This window comes from Pseudomonas sp. CBC3, assembly GCF_037967085.1.
Lineage (GTDB): Bacteria > Pseudomonadota > Gammaproteobacteria > Pseudomonadales > Pseudomonadaceae > Stutzerimonas.
The window spans coordinates 823231-842392 of record NZ_JBANEO010000001.1; the positions used below are offsets into that span (position 1 = coordinate 823231).

Consider the following 19162-nt stretch of genomic DNA (forward strand, 5'->3'; position numbering starts at 1 on the left):
TGCATGCTGTCCGATTCTCGATACCAACTGTGACAACACACACAGTCCGGGATTCTCGCCGAGCGGGTAGGGGAACTTCTGTTTAACCTCGCGCCGCCTAGAACGGGGCGGCCATGCCTCCTCGTCGCCAATGGAATCAGCGGAGTCAGCAGTGTCGTCCCGAGCGTTCGATAGATACCCACCGACCAACAGATGGCCCGCTCTGCGCTGGGCAGCACCGGTGGCTATCGCACTGGCAGCCATCGCCAGCTTCACCTGGCAGGCTCTCGAATTAAGGGACTGGCTGACGCAACCCGCCTTCATTCCCGCTCCTGTCGCGATTCCCGAACGCCATTCTGTTGATATGAACCCGGCAATGGATCGCCTGTTCGGTGCAAAGAGCGAGTCTGCCCGCGCCAACGAACAACGTTTACGGCTGCGCGCCAGCTTCGTGCATTCCGACCCGAGCCGTTCCAGTGCTTTGATCATTGTGGACAACGATCGCCCTCGACGCCTCCTTCAGGGAGACGAAGTAATGCCCGGGATGAGGCTGTCGGCCATCCACCATGATCACGTGCAGCTGGCGCATGCCGGCCGGCTGGAAAGCGTATGGCTGCGGCGCGTCCCGGGAGAGCAACGGCCATGAGCCTGACCAGGCGAACGACCAAGGTGCTACTGACGGGGCTGATCGCCGCCAGCTGCCTGGCATCCATCTGCGTTCCGTCGCTGGTCATTGCGGCAAATCCGGCTGCCGAAAGCAGCGAGGAGCGCTGGACGATCAATATGCGGGACACGGACATCCGTGACTTCATCGAGCAGGTTTCCAGCATCGGCGGTCAGACCTTCGTCGTCGACCCGCGGGTCAAGGGCCAGGTCACGGTGATTGCTCAAGAGCCTCTGAGCCTGGCCGAGCTTTATCAGCTATTCCTCTCGGTGATGGCTACTCACGGTTTCGCTGTACTGCCACAGGGCGCGCAGACCGCCATCGTCCCCAACGTGGAGGCCAAGGCGGAAGCCGGCAGCGGCGGCAACCTGGAGACACGCGTGCTGCAGGTGCAGCATGGCTCGGTCGGCGAACTGGCGGCGCTGATCCGCCCGCTGGTTGCCGGCTACGGACACCTCGCCGCGGTGCCTTCGGCCAATAGCCTGATCGTCAGCGACCGGCCGGCCAACATCGCCCGCATCGAAGACGTCCTGCGTCAGCTCGATAGCCGCCAGCAGCGCGATTACAGCATCTATGAGCTGCGCCATATCTGGGTGCGCGATGCCGCGCAGGTGCTTGGCGAGTCGTTGAAACACGGACAGACCGACGCCACCCAAGTGATCGCCGACCACCGCGCCAACCGGCTCATCCTGCTGGGCCCACCACAAGCCCGGGCCAGGTTGCTACAACTGGTCCAGTCCCTCGACACACCGAGCTCGCGCTCGTCCAACACGCGGGTGATCCGCCTGCGTTACGGCGATGCCAAGAACCTCGCCACCACGCTCGGCGAACTGGCCGAAAGCATGGTCGAGCCGGATGCCAGCGGCAACACCCGACCGCGCCAGGTCATGATCCGCGCCGACGAAAGCCTCAATGCCCTGGTGATCCTCGCCGAGCCGGACATGCTCGGCGCACTGGAGGATCTGGTACGCCAGCTGGACGTCCCGCGCGCCCAGGTTCTGGTGGAGGCGGCGATCATCGAGATGTCCGGAGATGTCAGTGAAGCCCTGGGCGTGCAGTGGGCCATCGACGGGCGAAACGGCGGCCTCGGCGGCGTAAACTTCAGCAATACCGGGTTATCCATCGGTACCCTGCTCGGCGCCCTCGGCTCGGAAGATCCGAGTCGGCTGGCCGGCGCGCTGCCCAACGGCGCCATCGTGGGCGTGGGCAACGACAACTTCGGCGCCTTGATCACGGCGCTGTCGGCCACCGGCAAGAGCAATCTGCTATCCACCCCGACGCTGCTGACCCTGGACAACCAGCCGGCGGAGATCCTGGTCGGCCAGAACGTACCCTTTCAGACCGGCTCCTATACCACCACCAGCGACGGCGCCAGCAACCCCTTCACCACCATCGAGCGCGAGGATATTGGCGTCTCGCTGAAGATCACCCCGCACATCAACGATGGCTCGACCCTGCGCCTGGAGATCGAGCAGGAAATTTCGACGCTGGTAAACGCCCCCACCGGCATCCAGGTGGCGGATGTGATCACCAACAAGCGCTCCATAAAGAGCACCATCCTCGCCGACGACGGCCAGGTGATCGTGCTGGGCGGTCTGATCCAGGACGACGTCACCCAGAGCATGAGCAAAGTGCCGCTGCTGGGGGACATTCCTCTGCTGGGCCGGCTGTTCCGCTCCAGTCGCGATAGCCGGGTCAAGCGCAACCTGATGGTCTTCCTGCGCCCAAGCGTCACCCGCGATGGCGCCGGGTTGAGCAGCCTCAGCCTGGGTAAATACCAGGAGATGCACGGCCTCAGCCGGAGCGAAGCCTTCAGTGGCAGTTCGCTGCCAGATGATCCACGCAGGCTCTTCGACCGAAGCGGCACGCAGCCAGAGCTGGACTTGCGCGCCCAGCCAGCACCGGATGAAGCCCCTCGGGCACTTGCGATACCACCACAACCGGCATTGCAACTGGCGCCACCCACGCCGGCAATCATCGACATCAAGCCCGCAGAAACACACCAGAGCCACACTATTCAGCTGGTCGCTGGCAGCAATTCCGAGCGGATGCGAGCGTTGATCGAACGCCATCCCGAACAGCCACTGCGGTTGCTCCAAGGCCAGAGGCAGGGCGGACCATGGTATTCGCTGACCTATGGCGATTACCCAAGCAAAGAACTTGCGCGTCAGGCACTTGACACTATTCCGCCAGAACTGCCGAAAAACGGCGCTTTCATCGTCTCACGCAGTCAAGATGGCAGCTAAGTAGCGGAAAAGTCTGAGAATTTTGCGAAGAGCGTCCGACAAAAAGTTGACGTATTGCTGAAAATGGATTTTTCCACTTCGCTTGTGTCGGCATGAAAAATCAACGTTTGTTGCTATTGGCTTTGCTTTCCCTCTCCTTGTCCGGCTGTCTCGATGAAGGTGGCGGCAGCAAGAAACCGAACCACACCGAAACGCCCCCGGCTACCAGTATTCCTGAAGAGCCGCAGCCGGACGAGACGCTGCCGGAGCCGGAGCCGGAGAAGCCGCCCGTCGTACCGCCGCTCGATCCGCAACCCCAGCCGGATGGGGAAACCACTGCGCCCGCGCCCGCCTTTCCCGAACCCAGCGGCGCGGTTCGCGACGAAATCAGTGCCGAGGGCTTCTACGACATCGACGCCAGCGGCAAGCCACGCGCCGTGCGTAACGACCTGAGCGGCAACCTGCCCGCCATGGTGCAGTTCGTCCAGAACCATTCGGTGGACCCTTCGGGCAATGCCGCGAAGAACATGCCCATGCTCACCAGCGAGCGCGAAGCCCTGCTGCTGGTCACACCCGATCCGGCCCAGGGCGAGGTACGCGGCCTGACCCTGAGCGTCACGGTCGACGGCCAGACCAAACCCGCCGTCACTCTGCGCCATCCCGACGAGCTGCCCGAAGCTGATCGCAACGCCAGCGACGCGCGTCCCGACGTGCGCTATTCACGGCGCGCCTGGTCGGCCGTGCTGCCCTGGGACTGGGTCAAGCCGGGGATGAGCCTGTCCATCAGTGACGATCGTGGCCGCAACGGCGTGCTCGCCGGCGATGCGATCGACATTGCCGCGCCGGCCGAACTGGTGATCAACAATGTGCGCCTGGGCCTGCTCACCGAGCCGCCGCGCAGCAACGGCCACTACATGCTGCTGGAGCCGGCCCGGGCCGGTACCGACTACTTCCAGACCGTGCCCGTCTCTCGCTTGATCGTGGCCAAGTACGACGAAGTGATCCTGCAAAAGGTGATGGTCGCCAGCGGCACCATCTACGACACGGCCAGCGCCGTCGAAGGCAGCGTCTATGCCGGCGACATGCGCGAGAACACCGCCAAGTCCACCTTCAGCGTGGGCATCAACCTGGCCAACTGGGGCGTCACTAGCTCCAGCATGCAGAGCCAGCAGCAGCCACAAGTTACCCAGAGCGTGGTGGTGCACCATGCGCGCGGCGTCTATCAGAACGGCCAGGTCAACCACGGGCTGAGCGGCGGCAACAGCATCCTCACGTTGATCGACTCGGTGGGTAACGAATTCAGTCATGAAATCGGCCACCATTATGGGCTGGGCCACTACCCGGGCCAGAACGTGGAACCGAAGAACCTCTGGGACCGCCATCACGCTGACAGCGGCTGGGGCTACATCGGTCATCGCCAGCGCATGCGCGCCAACCTGGACTGGGCAAAGTACAAGCCCGCCGAGGTGCCTCAGTTCCAGAAACAGTACAACTACAACTGGGATTCCATGTCCGGTGGCTGGCCCGGCAGCAGCCTGTCGCGCTACACCCACTACACGGGCTACAGCACCCACCTGAAAATCCAGCCGTCGCTCGACAAGGCCGTGCTCACCGCTGGCTCGCCCACCGGCTACCGCAAGTGGAACGCAACGACCCGGAAGATGGAGAACTTCCAGCCGAAGCAACCGACGTCCAACCAGGTCTGGTACAACGGCGTCGCCGGCAACTTCCCCAAACCTCGCCGCCAGGGCATCACTGTCTTCACGCTGCTCGGTGGCTACGACCCGGTGAACGGCGTCGGCCTGCTCTACCCACCGGCGCGCAGCAACTGGGGCAACGTCTTCGATCTGCCGCAACCCACCGCCGACGCCACGGCAGCCCAATGCTGGCTGAGCGTCGACTATGCCGGCGGACGCAACCAGCGCATCGCCCTGGCGCCCAACCGCATGCAAGGCAACGCCAATAAACTGCACGTGCAAGTGGCGGCAGATGAAAACCCGCAGCAGGCCGGCCTGCACTGCCAGGCAGCCGGCGGCACGGCGCGGGAACTGCACCGAGTCAGCTTCCCGCAGAATCTGCCCGCCATTGAACCGCCAGTGATCATCGGCCGCGAAGCGGGCTACCAGGCCCTGCGTCGCATCGAACTACCCGAACTGGAACAGGCCCTGCTCACATTGCAGAACCAGGCGGTACCGACCCTGAACGGCCAGGCCAAGGTGCTTTACGACAGCTATGCACAACACGCGGCGGAACTCTCCGCTCCGGCCCGCGCGCAGCTTGAGCGCTATCGCGACCTGCAGCAGAAGGCCCTGCGCCTGAACCGCTGGATGGACGCCTACCAGGCTCAGCTGAAGGCCGCTGATCCGGCTGCGGAGAAGGCGCTGCTCGGCTTCATCGAGCAGTTGGGCCTGCGCAGCGACCCGCTGTTGCCGCCGGCACAAGCCATGAAGGTGAACAACAACTGCCTGCGGGCCGAGAGCGTTGGTGGCGTGATCACACCAGTCATTATCGCCGCAGCCCAGTGCAAAGGTGAGGCTGCCGAGACCTGGCTGACGGACGCCAATGGCCGCATTCGCAATGCCCAGCACCCGCAGCTGTGCCTCACCGACCGCGGCGGCAGCAGTGAAGTCGGCTTGAGCGAATGCGACAGCAATGCCGATGCACAGAGCTGGAATCTCGCCGCGCTGCCGCAGGTCAAGCGCGAGTCCCGCTGCCTGGATCTGAAGAACGGCTTCCTCAGCGAAGGCCGTGGCACGCTCATCACCTACAACTGCACCAATGGTGGCAACCAGAAGTGGCAGGGCATCAGTCGCAACGACAACCTCCTGCTGCCGCTGCTGCAGAACCGCAACCTGCAGCCGCTGCTGCGGCTGGCTATCCAGCCCTGAGTGAAAAGGCCCGGTCGCCTAGCGACCGGGCCGGATAACCTCATGTCATTCTTCCCTGCCTTTTCCCGTACATCGGCAACGCTGGCGGCGCTGTTGGCCATGGTTGGGCCTGCAGCCGCCGACGCGCCCTCGCAGCTGCAGCTCCTGGGTATCTTCGCCAGTTCCGATACCGCCCGTTCCACCGCCTTGGTGAGAACTCTAGGGCAGGAGCCCATGGCCGCACGGATCGGCCAATTCCTACCAGGCGCTTTTCGGCTGCAGGCAATCGCTCATGACCGCGTTCTCTTGGCACGCGATGGCCGTACATTCCAATTGATCCTGCACGGTCGCACGCAAAGCACGACGGAATCGCTGCCTCTGCCTTCGCAGGCATCCATCGCCACGACGCCATTCGAACCTGCCTCCGCCCCTTACGCCGATGCGTGCAACGCTCTGGCGCGCTTCGATCAGGCACAACGCGAGGAACTGCAAAGCCTTGGCGTCTGCTTCAGGTAAGCGCAGCAACAGTCCGAACGCCCGGTGACGCCCAAGCACAACGGCATAGCAATGCAGTACGAAAGCACCATCGACGGGCTCAGCGGCAAGGTCTGACAATCTCGCCGGCTGAGTTTTTCAGCGCAACGCTGACAGAACTTTAATCGCAAGCCGTGCGAACACCGCCGCCTCCGCCCGGTCGAAGATGCCCGGCACCGATGACGAATACCGCGTCAATGGTGGGTCATTCATGATTCGCCCTTCCGCGCCGCCGCGCTACAACCTCATGTCAGCCGTAACGCCATGGGTGGCGCCGTCTGCAGCGGTGCCCGACGAACTGATGGTCATGCATTGACCATTACGTCAAAAGCAATCACTTATTTAAAACAGTTGTTTGATTTTCTCGGCGATAGCAGAATGCTGCGCCGCAGCAGGCCCAACCAGCAGTGCAGGGGCCCGTTAGCCGTTACGAACGCCCGACCGCCATACGCAGTGGCCGGACGAACAGACCACCAGCGGCCAATAACCGGCTCCCGAGCTGAGCTGCTGGTTACGATCAAGCAGGAGAACAAGAACAATGCACATTGGTGTTCCTCTCGAAACCAGGCCCGGTGAAACGCGCGTTGCCGCGACACCGGAAACCGTCAAGAAGCTGATCGGCCAAGGGCATCAGGTCACTGTGCAGAGCGGTGCAGGCTTACAAGCCAGCGTCCCGGACAGTGCCTACGAAGCGGCAGGCGCAACCATCGCCGATGCCGCTGCGGCGTTCGCAGCAGAGATCCTGCTGAAGGTGAACGCACCGAGCGAGACCGAACTGGCGCAGATGCAGCCCGGTACGGTTCTGGTCGGCATGCTCAATCCCTTCGACAATGAAAACATCGCACGCATGGCCGAACGCGGCATCACCGCGTTCGCCCTGGAAGCCGCGCCGCGCACCTCGCGCGCGCAGAGCCTCGACGTGCTGTCTTCGCAGGCCAACATTGCCGGTTACAAGGCGGTGCTGGTTGGCGCGCATCACTACCCGCGCTTCATGCCGATGCTGATGACCGCCGCCGGTACGGTGAAGGCCGCACGGGTGCTGATCCTCGGTGCAGGCGTCGCCGGTCTGCAGGCGATAGCTACAGCCAAGCGCCTTGGAGCCGTGATCGAGGCCTCGGACGTGCGTCCGGCGGTTAAAGAGCAGATCGAATCGCTCGGTGCCAAATTCGTCGACGTACCGTGCGAGACCGACGAGGAGCGCGAGTGCGCCGAAGGTGTCGGCGGTTACGCCCGGCCAATGCCGGCAAGCTGGATGGCACGCCAGGCGCAGGCCGTGCACGAGCGTGCCAAGCAGGCCGACATCATCATTACCACCGCGCTGATCCCAGGCCGCAAAGCGCCGACACTGCTGCAGGAAGAAACCGTGCAGCAGATGAAGCCCGGCTCGGTGGTCATCGACCTCGCCGCCTCCCAAGGCGGTAACTGTCCATTGACCGAAGCCGATCAGGTGGTGGTCAAGCACGGCGTGACCCTGGTTGGCTACACCAACTTGGCGACCCTCGTGCCGGCGGATGCCTCGGCGCTATACGCACGCAACCTGCTGGACTTCCTCAAGCTGGTGATCGATGGCGAAGCCCGATTCCAGCTCAATCTCGAAGACGACATCGTCGCCGCGTGCCTGATGTGCCGTGATGGCCAAGTCGTGCGAACCAACGGTTAAGGGAGCCCGAACGAATGGACCTGATATCTGATGGCATCTACAACCTGATCATCTTCGCGCTGGCGATCTACGTCGGCTATCACGTGGTCTGGAACGTCACCCCCGCGCTGCACACCCCGCTGATGGCGGTCACCAACGCCATCTCGGCGATCGTCATCGTCGGCGCCATGCTCGCCGCCGCCCTGACCGTTACTCCGATGGGCAAGCTGATGGGCACCCTGGCCGTGACCCTGGCCGCGGTCAACGTCTTTGGCGGCTTCCTGGTGACCCGCCGCATGCTGGAAATGTTCAAGAAGAAGGAGCGCGCTGTTGCGGGCGCCAAGGCGGAGTCCAAGCCATGAGCATGAACCTCATCACCCTGCTTTACCTCATCGCCTCGGTGAGCTTCATCCAGGCCCTCAAAGGCCTTTCCCACCCGACCACCTCACGCCGAGGCAACCTGTTCGGCATGATCGGCATGGGCATCGCAATAGTCACCACGGTGTTCCTGGTGTTCAAGCTCGGCTCACAGCTGGCCGAGAGCGCCAGCCCCTGGAGCGGCCTGGGCTTCATCGTGCTCGGTCTGTTGATCGGCGGCACCATCGGCACGCTGATGGCCAAGCGCGTCGAGATGACCAAGATGCCCGAGCTGGTCGCCTTCATGCACAGCATGATCGGCCTGGCGGCGGTGTTCATCGCCATCGCGGCGGTGCTCGAGCCGCAATCGCTGGGCATCGTTCAGGCCATTGGCTACCCGATCCCGGCCGGTAACCGCCTGGAGCTGTTCCTCGGTGCAGCCATTGGCGCCATCACCTTCTCCGGTTCGGTGATCGCCTTCGGCAAGCTGTCGGGCAAATACAAGTTCCGGCTTTTCCAGGGCGCGCCGGTGGTGTTCGCCAATCAGCACAAGATCAACCTCGCCGTTGGCGTGGCGATTCTGGTGCTGGGCCTGATCTACACCTTCAGCGGCAATTTCACCGCGTTCATGATTTTGGTGGCGCTGGCCTTCGTGATCGGCGTGCTGATCATCATCCCCATCGGCGGCGCCGACATGCCTGTGGTGGTCTCGATGCTCAACAGCTACTCGGGCTGGGCGGCCGCCGGTATCGGGTTCTCGCTGAACAACTCGATGCTGATCATTGCCGGTTCCCTGGTGGGCTCCAGCGGCGCGATTCTCTCCTACATCATGTGCAAGGCGATGAACCGCTCGTTCTTCAACGTGATCCTCGGCGGCTTCGGTGGCGACGCTGATGCTGGCCCAGCCAAGGGCAGCCAGGAACAGCGTCCGGTCAAATCGGGCTCCAGCGATGACGCCGCGTTCCTGCTGTCGAACGCCGACACCGTGATCATCGTCCCCGGCTACGGCCTGGCGGTGGCCCGCGCGCAGCATGCGCTGATGGAACTGGCCGAGAAGCTGACCCACATGGGTGTGACCGTGAAGTATGCGATCCACCCGGTCGCCGGCCGCATGCCCGGGCACATGAACGTGCTGCTGGCCGAGGCCGAAGTGCCGTACGAAATGGTCTTCGAAATGGACGACATCAACTCCGAATTCGGCCAGGCCGATGTGGTGCTGGTGCTCGGCGCCAACGACGTGGTCAACCCGGCGGCGAAAAACGATCCCAAGTCGCCCATCGCCGGCATGCCGATCCTGGAGGCGTACAAGGCCAAGACGGTCATCGTCAACAAGCGCTCCATGGCCAGCGGTTACGCCGGTCTGGATAACGAGCTGTTCTACATGGACAAGACCATGATGGTCTTCGGCGATGCCAAGAAGGTCGTCGAGGACATGGTCAAAGCTGTGGAATAACCGCACCCTGCGCCACCAGAACCCCTCTCGGCATCGCCGCGAGGGGTTTTGTTTTTCTAGACGTTAGAGACCGAAGACCTGCGCTAGATGCGCTTCGTAGCGCAGGGTGTCGGCCTCGATCGAAGGCCGCTTCATCACGTCGACGCAGAGAAAGGTTGGCAGGCCGCTCATGCCGAGGAACTCGTTAGCCTTGTGAAAAGGGAAATACACCGCATCGACGCCCTTGCCTTCGAAGAAATCGGTCGGGTCGTCGAAAGCCTGCTGCGGTGCATTCCAGGTCGCCGAGATCATGTACTGCTTGCCCTGCAACAAACCGCCGCTGCCATACTTCTGCGACGCATCGGAGCGCGTGCGACCGTCGTTGGCGTAGAGACTGCCATGCCCTTCGGTGAACACCTCGTCGAGGTACTTCTTCACGGTCCAGGGGGCGCCCATCCACCAGCCGGGCATCTGGTAGATGATCACGTCGGCCCAGAGAAACTTGGCGACTTCCTCGGCCAGGTCATAGCCGGCATCGATCTGAGTTTCCTTGACGTCGAAGCCGGCACGATCAAGAAAGCTCAACGCGGTTTCGTGAAGGGTGGCGTTGTAGCGGCCATCCGAGTGGGCGAACTGTTTTCCGCCATTGAGGAGCAATACGTTTTTCATAGACAGGTTGACCTGATCAGTTACGAATGGCGAGCAGCCTAACGATTACTAACCCGCCGAAACAGAGCCTTTTCAACAAAAACGAATTGACTGAAAATCACGAATGCTTGGTCGGCTCATGCGGTAGCGTTTGCAACCAGCCACTGCCCTTACGGAGTAAAACTCATGAGCGACACCTGTGCCTTCATCCTCCACGCCTACACGCGACCGGAAAAAGCCGACGAGTTCGAAGGGCTGTTCAGCAGCTACGTCGCCGCGAGCCGGGCCGAAGACGGCTGCATCGAATACCACATGCTGCGCGATAGCGAAGACCCGACGCTGTTCATCTTCTACGAGGTCTGGCAATCGTCCGAACATCTCCAGGCGCACAGTGCGCTGCCGCACATGCGTCGCTTCCACGAACAGCGCATGGATTTCCTGACGCGTGAGTTCGAGATACGCCCGATCGAAATGATCAGCTCGTCATCCGCTACGGGCTGAACCAGGCCAAGCAGGTCCCGTTTCGACGAACAGTTCCGCTGGAATACCAGCCATACAGTTCGCTTCCACTCGCAACTGGACCGGCACAATCCACAACGCCTGTGACTGTTACGCAACAGCGCGGCAAGCGACTCTATTTGCCCATAACCCATCCCCGCGAAACGGCGGGAAGGAGAGGCACATGGAGCGCGTACTGCCCCGCATGCTCACCCTCCGTATTAGCACGGCACCGCTTCGCCGATTGTTGCAACTGTTGCGGCTCTGGCAACAACGCGCGCGCACCCGACGCCATCTGGCAGCGCTGGACGATCACCAGCTGTCCGACGTCGGCATCAGCCACAGCGAGCGCATGGACGAGCTGAGCAAGCCGTTCTGGCGTTAACGTCACACTTCTCTGATAACACCTTGCGGCATAAGCTGAACGGCATCGCCCGGCCACGGGTCGAAGTTGCTCAGCTCTGGAGAAGTGTATGAACAAATATCTATTGTCAGTTGCCGCCGCTGCCTGCCTGGTCACCGGAACGGCCTACGCCGGCAGCGTCACCGGGACCATCGATGCGATCGGCGCCTCGCTGGTCAACACTGTCGAAGGCACCTCCGACATCACCTCGAACCTGGGCGACGACAAGCTGGTACGCGACGCGCGGGACGATGCGGCCCGTTTCGTGGCCAGCAATGGCGAGGCGCGTGGTGCTCAGCTGGAAGCCGCGCTGAAACACATCCGCAGTGAGCGGCCGGGCATCGAAGCCAGCGATCTGCAGCTGGCCAGCGCCATCCTGGCGCTCTGACGCAGAGCTTTATAGCAAGCGTGCGCTAGCCCCGGGGCTAGCGTTTCGCTAGCCTATGAGGCTGTTTTTTCGGCATCAGGATCCGCATGCGTTCGCTTTACCTTGTATTGGCCGGCTGTTGCCTTTGCGGCAGCGCGCAGGCCTTCGATAGCCTTCTTGCCAGCAGCGTCGCTTCTACCTATGTCGCCACCCAGGTGACCAGCGCCCCGTTCGACAACAAGCTAATCCTCGACTCCAGAGACGAAGCCGCTCGATTCGTCGCCAGCGATGGCGAGATCCGCGGAGCGCGGCTGGAATCGGCGCTGCGTTGGCTGCGTGAAACCCACCCGCAGCTAGCCGCAAGCGACCTTGAACTGGCCGAGGCAATCCTCGTCCAATGACCCACCCCGTTTTACGAGAACCCTTATGAACTTCAAGCTGATCGCCGTGCCGCTCGCACTGGTTCTGTTCGTCGGCGGTGCACAGGCGCAGACGCTGGTCGCCACCAGCAACATTCTCGTCAACGCGCTGGATCGCAGCATCAACTTCACCTCGGATGTGACCAGCCGCATCAGCGACATGAAAGTCGTCAGCGAAGCGCGTGACGACGCCGCCGGCTTCGTCGCCAGCGGCGGCGAGATTCGCGGTGCTCGTCTGGAAGCGGCATTCGGCGGGCTACGCAGCGCATTTCCCGAAGCTCGACAAGCCAGCGACCAGACACTGGCTGAACTCATCCTCGCGCAGTGAAATCATCTCGCGCCTGGTGGATGGCCGTTGCGCTCACCGCGTTCGCTAATGTTGCTCAGGCCGACCTGCGCCTGACACTGGATGACCGCGACCTGCACCCGGCCGAGTGGGCAGCCAGTCAGCAGTTACTGAATGAAGCCATGGCGGCATTGCCACCGCGGATGGTCGAGCACCTCGACCGGGACGTACGCGTCCGCTGGCACGATGGGCTGACGCACGACGTCTACGGAAGTGCCGGCGGCGATCTGCTGCTGCTCAACCGCCGTCTGCTGCCGGCGCTGAGCGATGGCTCCGCCGCCACGCAACGCACCAGCCGCCCGCATGGCACCGTGCGCCGCGAGCTGCTGGCCACGCTGGTTCACGAAATCACCCACCTCTACGATCGCGCCCGGCTCTGGTCGCCGGAGGGCCATCGGCAGTTGGCTTTTTGTAGCCAGCGCGCCGCCAGCCTCGGCTTGGTGGGATTGCCGGATGCCTGTCGCGGACAGACCGAACGCCGTTTCACCCTCAGCGACGACCCACGCCTGCTCGATCTGGCGGGCTGGCCCCAGCGCGTCGGCCAACGCGGCGAACGGGAAGTCAGCAATGCCCAGGCCGCCCGTAGCCCGGATCTCTACGAGCTGACCAATCCCCTTGAATTCGTCGCGGTGAATCTCGAGTACTTCCTGCTGGACCCCAGTTACGCCTGCCGCCGCCCTTCGCTGCATCGCTATTTCCGCGACCATTTCGGCTGGCAGCCAGAAGACGGGGATGAATGCGCGAGCGGCTTACCGATCCTCAACGCCGGTCACGACTTTGCGCGCACGCCGCTGATCGAACTCGATCCGGAGCGCGTCTATGAAGTCGACTATCTGTTTGCCGAAGCCAATGACGCCTGGGTCAGCCGCTGGGGCCACAGCATGCTGCGCCTGGTGATCTGCGCGCCGGGCCGTCCACGCGGGCCAGATTGCCGGCTAGATCTCGATCACCATCTAGTGCTTTCTTTCCGCGCCTTCGTCGGTGATGTGCAGCTATCCAGCTGGGATGGTCTGACCGGCGTCTACCCATCGCGCCTGTTCGTCCTGCCGCTGGGCCAGGTGATCGATGAGTACACGAAGGTCGAGCTGCGCAGCCTCGCCTCGATTCCGCTGAAGCTGGAGCGTCGCGAGATCGACATGCTGGTCGAGCGCAGCGCCGAGATGCATTGGAGTTATGACGGCGACTACTACTTCCTGTCCAACAACTGCGCGGTGGAAACCCTCAAGTTGCTGCGCAGCGGAACGGCCCGTCCCGAATTCGACGCGCTGGACAGCATCCTGCCCAGCGGATTGCTGGAGATCCTGATCAATCGTGGTCTGGCCGATGCCAGCGTGCTCGACGACCCGCGCGAGGCGCTGCGTCTGGGTTATCGCTTCGACTCCTACCGCGACCGGTATCAGGCCATGTTCGTGGTGCTGCGCGAACGGCTGGACTTGCCGCAGACCAGCGTAGAGCAATGGCTGGAGCTCAGCGCCGAGCAACGCCGCCCCTGGATCGCCCAAGCCGACCTGCGCGCTAGCGCCGCTCTGCTACTAGTCGAACAGGCGGCGCTGCGCCGACACCTGCTGCTGGCACAGGAAGAACTGAAACAGCGCTACCTGAGCGGCCGCGAACGCGGCGATGAAAGCCTGGCCAAGGCTGACGATACGCTGCAAGGCATCCTTGCCAACAGCGGCTACCTGAGCCGCCCGGCCGAGCTGCTCGATGGCAACGGCTACGGCCTGCCACAGGCCAGCGAATGGACGCGGCTGGAGCAGGAAAGCAGCCAACGCCAGGCACGGCTGCTGCAGCTCACCGAGACACTGAACGCGGAAGTCCGCTTGCTGTTGGGCAAGGAACGCCGGCTCGAGCTGGAAAACGTGGAAGCCAATCTGGCGCAGATCGGCGATCATTTACGTACCTTGCACAAGGCGGGCGGTGGGCTGGAGCTGCCTTAATGCATGCAGCTCGGGTTCCCGGAACCGCATTTTCGTCCATCGTTCCTTCCGCTATTCGCCGGATAACCCCGAACGGCACCTGAGTGAAAGAGGCGAACGCAGCCCATAGTTGGCGCATTCACATTGCTCCCCTGGCCTATTTGGGTGCGAGGCCGACCTTGAAGCCCGCAGCCTCGATACCCACGATAGCCACCTGCTCATCTTCATCCGAGGAGGCGCCGCTCACACCCACAGCGCCGATCACTTCGTCATTCGCGTCGAGAATCAGAACGCCGCCCGGCACCGGAATGAAGGTGCCATCAGACGCAGCCGCGACCGAGGCGAGGAAGGCCGGACGGAGATCGTTTCGCTCGCCTATCGTCCGGCTGGATGCGCCATTCCCGAGCGCGGCGAACGCCTTACCGCGCGCCACCGGAAGTCTCAACGGCGCGCAGCCATCCTCCCGTTCGGCGGCAATCAGATTTCCACCTCCATCCATGACAAACGCCGTCAACGGGTCCATGTCCTGCAACCTCGCCTGAGAAAATGCTGCATCCAGAATCCGCCGAGCCTGGGCTCGGGTAATTTTCACGCTGGAACGAAAAACCTTGCCTGCCATTAGTGCCTCCAAGTTTTCGATAAATACTTAATGCAGGATTTGAACGCGCCGGAACGGTGTGACGATTAATGCTTTGAATGATTTTTGCCGGACGCCAACTAGCCTGGCTGAAATCATCTTGCCTCAGATCGAATTCTTAATGCAATTCCTGTAATTTTCTGCTATTGAAATAAGTAAGCGCACCGTTGCGCAGCCTGTGTATTGGTTGGATATTATTTTTAACGTTAGGTATCGCCTCAGGCACGACGGCCACAAAAAATAGTAACGGGACGAACTTAAGTTAACGTCTAATATAATGCCAAACGAACCGCACTCTATTCGCGAGACCACTATGGAAAAAATTCAACACCGAATCCTTTACCAGGAAGCGGCTGACAGAATCCGAGAATTAATTGAGCATGGAGTACTTACCGCAGGAGAGAAAATCTCCGAAAAACAGCTTTGCGACAAGTTCGGAATCTCACGGACGCCACTTCGTGAGGCGCTGAAGGTCCTCACTTCCGAAGGATTGATAGAAATACTCCCCAATCGAGGAGCGCGGGTAAGCCGCCTCAGTTTAAGTGATGTGCAGCACACCTACGATGTAATGGGCGCATTGGAAGGCCTTGCGGGCGAAGCGGCCTGTCGCCGTATAACAGAAGATGAGTTATCGACCATTATCGAGCTCCACAGACAGATGCTTGATTATTTTAATCGCCAAGATTTGCAGGCTTACTTCCAAGCCAACCGACAAATCCATGAGCGTATTCTTGCCGCCTCAGGTAACGCTGTACTGTTAGAGATGTATAACAATCTGAGTCAACGGATCAAACGGTTTCGTTTCACTGCAGAGATGAGCCCTGAGTTTTGGCAGAAAGCAGTGAACGACCATGAAGAAATGATTAAAGCCTTGCAGGAACGCGACAGCAAAAGGCTCGGTGATATTCTTCGAGAACATTTGAATCACAAGCTTGAAGCTGAAAATCTTTCGGGTGTGGCTTAAAGCTTGTTGAAATCTCGCAGCGAGCTATTTGCTGCTGCGATGGAAGGCGCTGGGTAGGTAAAAAAAGTCTCTTTCCATTACCGTCCCTCAGCGCCTCAGGCTTCAGTTGCAGTACAACTCAATCCCGACGCCCCCTCGATTGCCGTGTCAGGCTCAGGCCAATGCCTGCTCTAGGACCTTGGCGACATGCAAGGCCGCCTTGCTTGCACCGTCATGAATCTGGTGGCGACAACTGGTCCCGTCTGCAACCACTAGATCCTCCGCTTTAGCCTGACGAATGGCCGGTAATAGCTTCATCTCGGCCATTTGCATGGACACTTCGTAATGCTCGCTTTCGTAGCCGAAGCTCCCTGCCATCCCGCAGCATGACGTTTCGATGGTTTCGACCTTCAGCTCGGGAATCCAGCGCAGCACTTGTTCCACGGGTCGCATGGCGTCGAATGCTTTTTGGTGGCAATGCCCGTGCAACAACGCCCGGGACGCACCCAGCGCCTTCAGCTTCAGGTCCAGACGACCGGCGTCATGCTCGCGAACCAAGAACTCTTCGAACAGCAGAGCGGCGTTGGCCAATGCCTTGGCTTGTTCGCCGTATCCGTAATGCAGAAACTCGTCACGCATGGTTAGCAAGCAGGAAGGCTCCAGACCAACAATGCTGACCCCGCGCTCAACGAATGGCATCAGGAAATCCAGTGTGCGCTTCGCTTCGGCTTTGGCTTTGTCTACCTGACCGGACGCCAGATAGGTTCGTCCGCAGCAAAGTGGTCGCTCGCGGGCTGCCTTGTTGAAATGGACTTTATATCCGGCTGCAACCAGCACCCGATGGGCGGCTTCGGCGTTGGCTGGTTCAAGGTAGTTATTGAACGTATCGACAAACAACAGGACTTCTTTCGTCTGTGTTGCGTTGCCTTGCGCCTCGCCCGCGTTGCTGAGGAAGCTGCGTTGAAAACTCGGCAGCGCCCGTTGCGTAGCCAACCCCAGGCTCTTCTTGACCCAGTCAGCCACTGCCGGCACGCGCTCGACTGCGCTTACCAGTCCTGAGAAGTAACTGGCGTACGGTGCGTATTGCGGCATATCGGCTACAAGGCGTTCACGAAGCGGCATCGGGTGCGTTTTCGACCAGGCCACGCGGGCTTCGATTTTCATTTTGGCCATGTCCACGCCGGTTGGACATTCCCGCTTGCAGCCCTTACAGGAAACACAAAGATCAAGCGCTTCCTTTACGTCTTCACTGGCTAACCCTTCCGGCCCTAATTGACCCGACAAAGCCAAGCGCAAGGTGTTGGCGCGGCCGCGGGTCAGATGCTGTTCATTACGTGTGGCGCGGAAGCTCGGGCACATCGTACCCGCGTCGAATTTACGGCAGTGGCCGTTGTTATTGCACATTTCCACTGCTTTGATCAGGCCTGACGTGGGATCACCACCGCTCCCAGGCTCACTTTGCTCTCCAGTGAGCGGATCACGCAATACATCCCAACCGGACCAATCGAGTGCTGGTTTAACCGGGATCGCCTGATAGTCCTTGGGAAAGCGGAAATAGTTCTGATCGTCCATACGAGGTGTATCGACGATCTTGCCCGGATTGAGCAGATTTTCCGGATCAAATATCTGCTTTATTTCCGTGAACGCGGCGTTGAGCTGCGGGCCGAACTGCCAGGCCACCCACTCGCCTCTGCAAATACCGTCGCCATGTTCGCCAGAAAAGGCGCCCTTGTATTCCCTGACCAAAGCCGATGCTTCTTCGGCAATGGCACGCATCTTCTCTCCGCCGTCACGGCGCATATCCAGTATCGGGCGTACGTGTAAGGTTCCTACGCTGGCGTGGGCATACCAAGTACCCTCAGTACCGTACTTGTGAAATACCTGAGTTAGTTTATCGGTGTATTCGGCGAGTCCATCCAACGGGACTGCACAGTCTTCGATGAAAGACACCGGCTTCCCGTCGCCTTTCATACTCATCATGATGTTCAACCCCGCCTTGCGGACATTCCAAAGTGCTGTCTGCTCAGCACCGTTGACCATGTCCACGACACTTCCCGGCAGGCCGAGATCGCCCATAAGTTCATTCAAACCGGCAAGTTTCTGATGCAACTCCTGCATGTCATCGCCAGCGAACTCGACAAGTAGAATGGCCTTGGGTGCACCGATTAACGCTTTTTCAATAACCGGGCGGAATGCTGGGTTCTCAAGCGACAGGTCGATCATGGTGCGATCGACAAGTTCGACAGCCGTAGGCTCCAGCTTGACGATATGCTGGGTCATGTCCATCGCCTGATAAAAGGTAGGGAAGTTGACCACACCCAGAACTTTCTGCTTCGGCAAAGGCGCCAATTTCAGCTTGATGCGTTGAGTTAGTGCCAAGGTCCCTTCGGACCCTATTAACAGATGTGCCAGATTGATACGGCCGTCACGGTCGTAGGGCAGCGGGTTCTGGCAGTTGAAGATATCCAGGTTATAACCGCCGACACGGCGTAATACCTTGGGGAAGTTCTCGAGGATATTTGCATCTTCGCGGCTGGCAATTTGTTGGAGTTGCTGAGCGATGCGCTGCACTCTGCCGCCGGCCGAAAGGTTCTCGATATAGTCGAAATGGCCTTGTGAGCCGTCCGCCAGTAACGCGTCGATGCTGAGAACGTTATGGACCATGTTGCCGTAGCGGATCGATCGCGACCCACAGGAGTTATTGCCGGCCATTCCTCCAATGGTGCATTGCGCAGCTGTCGATACATCAACCGGAAACCAGAGCCCATGTGGCTTCAGCCAGCGATTGAGATCATCGAGAACGAGGCCGGGCTCGACCACGACGGTCATCCTTTCTTTGTCGAACTCAACGATCTGGTTCAGCCAACGGCTAGTGTCCAGCACGATCGCTTCCCCGACCGTCTGCCCGCACTGGCTGGTTCCGCCTCCCCGCGCGAGTACCGGAATCTTCGCGTCACGCGCGATATCCAAGGCAATCTGTAGGTCCTGCTGGTGGCGCGGGATGACTACGCCAACCGGCATGACTTGGTAGATCGATGCGTCCGTCGAATAGCGCCCCCGGGAGGCCTTATCGAAAAATACATCGCCGGCAATCTCTCGCTGCAAGCGTGCTGCAAGATCAGAGACAAGGCCTACTTGCGCGCTGCGCGCTTTTAATTTTTGTTCAGTAAACGAAGTCATCACAAACTCCCGGTTTCCATCAGGGCGGCAGTGGCGAGCCTTACGCCAAAAAGCACCGTTCGCAGCTAGCGCCGCTCCCACGGCAGGAGCGACTTAAGCCGCGATGCT

Annotated in this window: 17 protein-coding genes; 14 read left to right on the forward strand and 3 right to left on the reverse strand. The window is 60.8% G+C overall.

What is annotated here, in order from left to right:
• Positions 1-220: 220 nt before the first annotated feature.
• From V6943_RS03725 to V6943_RS03755, 7 genes are all read left to right on the forward strand, one after another.
• Entirely contained in the window at positions 221-625 is a 405-nt protein-coding gene (locus tag V6943_RS03725) for a type II secretion system protein N (RefSeq protein ID WP_165914213.1), read from the forward strand.
• Positions 622-2889, forward strand: a complete 2268-nt coding sequence (gspD, locus tag V6943_RS03730; protein ID WP_340552638.1) for a type II secretion system secretin GspD — start codon at positions 622-624, stop codon at positions 2887-2889. The genes V6943_RS03725 and gspD overlap by 4 nt, the downstream gene beginning before the upstream one ends.
• A 92-nt stretch (positions 2890-2981) precedes the next feature.
• Entirely contained in the window at positions 2982-5756 is a 2775-nt protein-coding gene (locus tag V6943_RS03735) for a M66 family metalloprotease (RefSeq protein WP_340552639.1), read from the forward strand.
• Positions 5757-5798: 42 nt separating this feature from the next.
• The gene (locus tag V6943_RS03740) at positions 5799-6251 is read left to right on the forward strand and encodes a type II secretion system protein N (protein WP_340552640.1); all 453 of its coding nucleotides are present in this window, start codon (positions 5799-5801) and stop codon (positions 6249-6251) included.
• Positions 6252-6807: 556 nt separating this feature from the next.
• Positions 6808-7929: a Re/Si-specific NAD(P)(+) transhydrogenase subunit alpha gene (locus V6943_RS03745; RefSeq protein WP_340552641.1), complete on the forward strand. Its 1122-nt coding sequence runs from the start codon at positions 6808-6810 to the stop codon at positions 7927-7929.
• A gap of 14 nt (positions 7930-7943) precedes the next feature.
• The gene (locus V6943_RS03750; protein WP_340552642.1) at positions 7944-8270 is read left to right on the forward strand and encodes an NAD(P) transhydrogenase subunit alpha; all 327 of its coding nucleotides are present in this window, start codon (positions 7944-7946) and stop codon (positions 8268-8270) included.
• Entirely contained in the window at positions 8267-9718 is a 1452-nt protein-coding gene (locus V6943_RS03755) for an NAD(P)(+) transhydrogenase (Re/Si-specific) subunit beta (protein WP_340552643.1), read from the forward strand. Before V6943_RS03750 ends, V6943_RS03755 begins: the two co-directional genes overlap by 4 nt.
• Before the next feature lie 63 nt (positions 9719-9781).
• Here the strand turns inward: V6943_RS03755 and V6943_RS03760 are convergent, their stop codons facing one another.
• On the reverse strand, positions 9782-10366 hold the full coding sequence (locus tag V6943_RS03760) for an NAD(P)H-dependent oxidoreductase (protein ID WP_131649296.1): 585 nt from the start codon (positions 10364-10366) through the stop codon (positions 9782-9784).
• A gap of 165 nt (positions 10367-10531) precedes the next feature.
• On the opposite strand from V6943_RS03760, the gene V6943_RS03765 reads away from it, so the two are divergent.
• The 6 genes from V6943_RS03765 (at position 10532) to V6943_RS03790 (ending at position 14315) form a co-directional block, all read left to right on the forward strand.
• Positions 10532-10846, forward strand: coding sequence for a putative quinol monooxygenase (locus V6943_RS03765; RefSeq protein ID WP_131649295.1), 315 nt, complete (start codon positions 10532-10534; stop codon positions 10844-10846).
• Between the two features lie 181 nt (positions 10847-11027).
• The gene (locus V6943_RS03770) at positions 11028-11228 is read left to right on the forward strand and encodes a DUF1127 domain-containing protein (RefSeq protein ID WP_131649294.1); all 201 of its coding nucleotides are present in this window, start codon (positions 11028-11030) and stop codon (positions 11226-11228) included.
• An 88-nt stretch (positions 11229-11316) separates the two neighbouring features.
• Positions 11317-11634: a DUF2388 domain-containing protein gene (locus V6943_RS03775; protein WP_131649293.1), complete on the forward strand. Its 318-nt coding sequence runs from the start codon at positions 11317-11319 to the stop codon at positions 11632-11634.
• An 86-nt stretch (positions 11635-11720) separates the two neighbouring features.
• A complete protein-coding gene (locus V6943_RS03780; protein ID WP_131649292.1) occupies positions 11721-12014 on the forward strand; it encodes a DUF2388 domain-containing protein in 294 nt (97 codons plus the stop codon).
• Between the two features lie 25 nt (positions 12015-12039).
• Positions 12040-12360 carry a DUF2388 domain-containing protein gene (locus V6943_RS03785; protein WP_131649291.1) on the forward strand — a complete coding sequence of 107 codons (321 nt, stop codon included), beginning with the start codon at positions 12040-12042 and terminating at the stop codon, positions 12358-12360.
• Positions 12361-12380: 20 nt separating this feature from the next.
• Positions 12381-14315, forward strand: a complete 1935-nt coding sequence (locus V6943_RS03790) for a DUF7844 domain-containing protein (RefSeq protein WP_131649290.1) — start codon at positions 12381-12383, stop codon at positions 14313-14315.
• 136 nt (positions 14316-14451) lie between these two features.
• Here the strand turns inward: V6943_RS03790 and V6943_RS03795 are convergent, their stop codons facing one another.
• Positions 14452-14913, reverse strand: coding sequence for a GlcG/HbpS family heme-binding protein (locus V6943_RS03795; RefSeq protein WP_131649289.1), 462 nt, complete (start codon positions 14911-14913; stop codon positions 14452-14454).
• A 331-nt stretch (positions 14914-15244) separates the two neighbouring features.
• Between V6943_RS03795 and V6943_RS03800 the strand changes: the two genes are divergently transcribed.
• Complete coding sequence (locus tag V6943_RS03800) at positions 15245-15895, forward strand: GntR family transcriptional regulator (RefSeq protein WP_131649287.1); 651 nt, start codon at positions 15245-15247, stop codon at positions 15893-15895.
• A 153-nt stretch (positions 15896-16048) separates the two neighbouring features.
• Here the strand turns inward: V6943_RS03800 and V6943_RS03805 are convergent, their stop codons facing one another.
• Positions 16049-19054 (reverse strand): FAD-binding and (Fe-S)-binding domain-containing protein, encoded by a 3006-nt coding sequence (locus V6943_RS03805; RefSeq protein ID WP_131649285.1) that lies wholly within the window; start codon positions 19052-19054, stop codon positions 16049-16051.
• Positions 19055-19162 lie beyond the last annotated feature (108 nt).

What these genes read in the sequence shown, in the direction of transcription:
- gspD (WP_340552638.1), top strand. Translation starts at nt 622, where the DNA reads ATGAGCCTGACCAGGCGAACGACCAAGGTGCTACTGACGGGGCTGATC.
- V6943_RS03735 (WP_340552639.1), top strand. Translation starts at nt 2,982, where the DNA reads ATGAAAAATCAACGTTTGTTGCTATTGGCTTTGCTTTCCCTCTCCTTG.
- V6943_RS03740 (WP_340552640.1), top strand. Translation starts at nt 5,799, where the DNA reads ATGTCATTCTTCCCTGCCTTTTCCCGTACATCGGCAACGCTGGCGGCG.
- V6943_RS03745 (WP_340552641.1), top strand. Translation starts at nt 6,808, where the DNA reads ATGCACATTGGTGTTCCTCTCGAAACCAGGCCCGGTGAAACGCGCGTT.
- V6943_RS03750 (WP_340552642.1), top strand. Translation starts at nt 7,944, where the DNA reads ATGGACCTGATATCTGATGGCATCTACAACCTGATCATCTTCGCGCTG.
- V6943_RS03755 (WP_340552643.1), top strand. Translation starts at nt 8,267, where the DNA reads ATGAGCATGAACCTCATCACCCTGCTTTACCTCATCGCCTCGGTGAGC.
- V6943_RS03760 (WP_131649296.1), bottom strand. Translation starts at nt 10,366, where the DNA reads ATGAAAAACGTATTGCTCCTCAATGGCGGAAAACAGTTCGCCCACTCG.
- V6943_RS03765 (WP_131649295.1), top strand. Translation starts at nt 10,532, where the DNA reads ATGAGCGACACCTGTGCCTTCATCCTCCACGCCTACACGCGACCGGAA.
- V6943_RS03770 (WP_131649294.1), top strand. Translation starts at nt 11,028, where the DNA reads ATGGAGCGCGTACTGCCCCGCATGCTCACCCTCCGTATTAGCACGGCA.
- V6943_RS03775 (WP_131649293.1), top strand. Translation starts at nt 11,317, where the DNA reads ATGAACAAATATCTATTGTCAGTTGCCGCCGCTGCCTGCCTGGTCACC.
- V6943_RS03780 (WP_131649292.1), top strand. Translation starts at nt 11,721, where the DNA reads ATGCGTTCGCTTTACCTTGTATTGGCCGGCTGTTGCCTTTGCGGCAGC.
- V6943_RS03785 (WP_131649291.1), top strand. Translation starts at nt 12,040, where the DNA reads ATGAACTTCAAGCTGATCGCCGTGCCGCTCGCACTGGTTCTGTTCGTC.
- V6943_RS03790 (WP_131649290.1), top strand. Translation starts at nt 12,381, where the DNA reads ATGGCCGTTGCGCTCACCGCGTTCGCTAATGTTGCTCAGGCCGACCTG.
- V6943_RS03795 (WP_131649289.1), bottom strand. Translation starts at nt 14,913, where the DNA reads ATGGCAGGCAAGGTTTTTCGTTCCAGCGTGAAAATTACCCGAGCCCAG.
- V6943_RS03800 (WP_131649287.1), top strand. Translation starts at nt 15,245, where the DNA reads ATGGAAAAAATTCAACACCGAATCCTTTACCAGGAAGCGGCTGACAGA.
- V6943_RS03805 (WP_131649285.1), bottom strand. Translation starts at nt 19,054, where the DNA reads ATGACTTCGTTTACTGAACAAAAATTAAAAGCGCGCAGCGCGCAAGTA.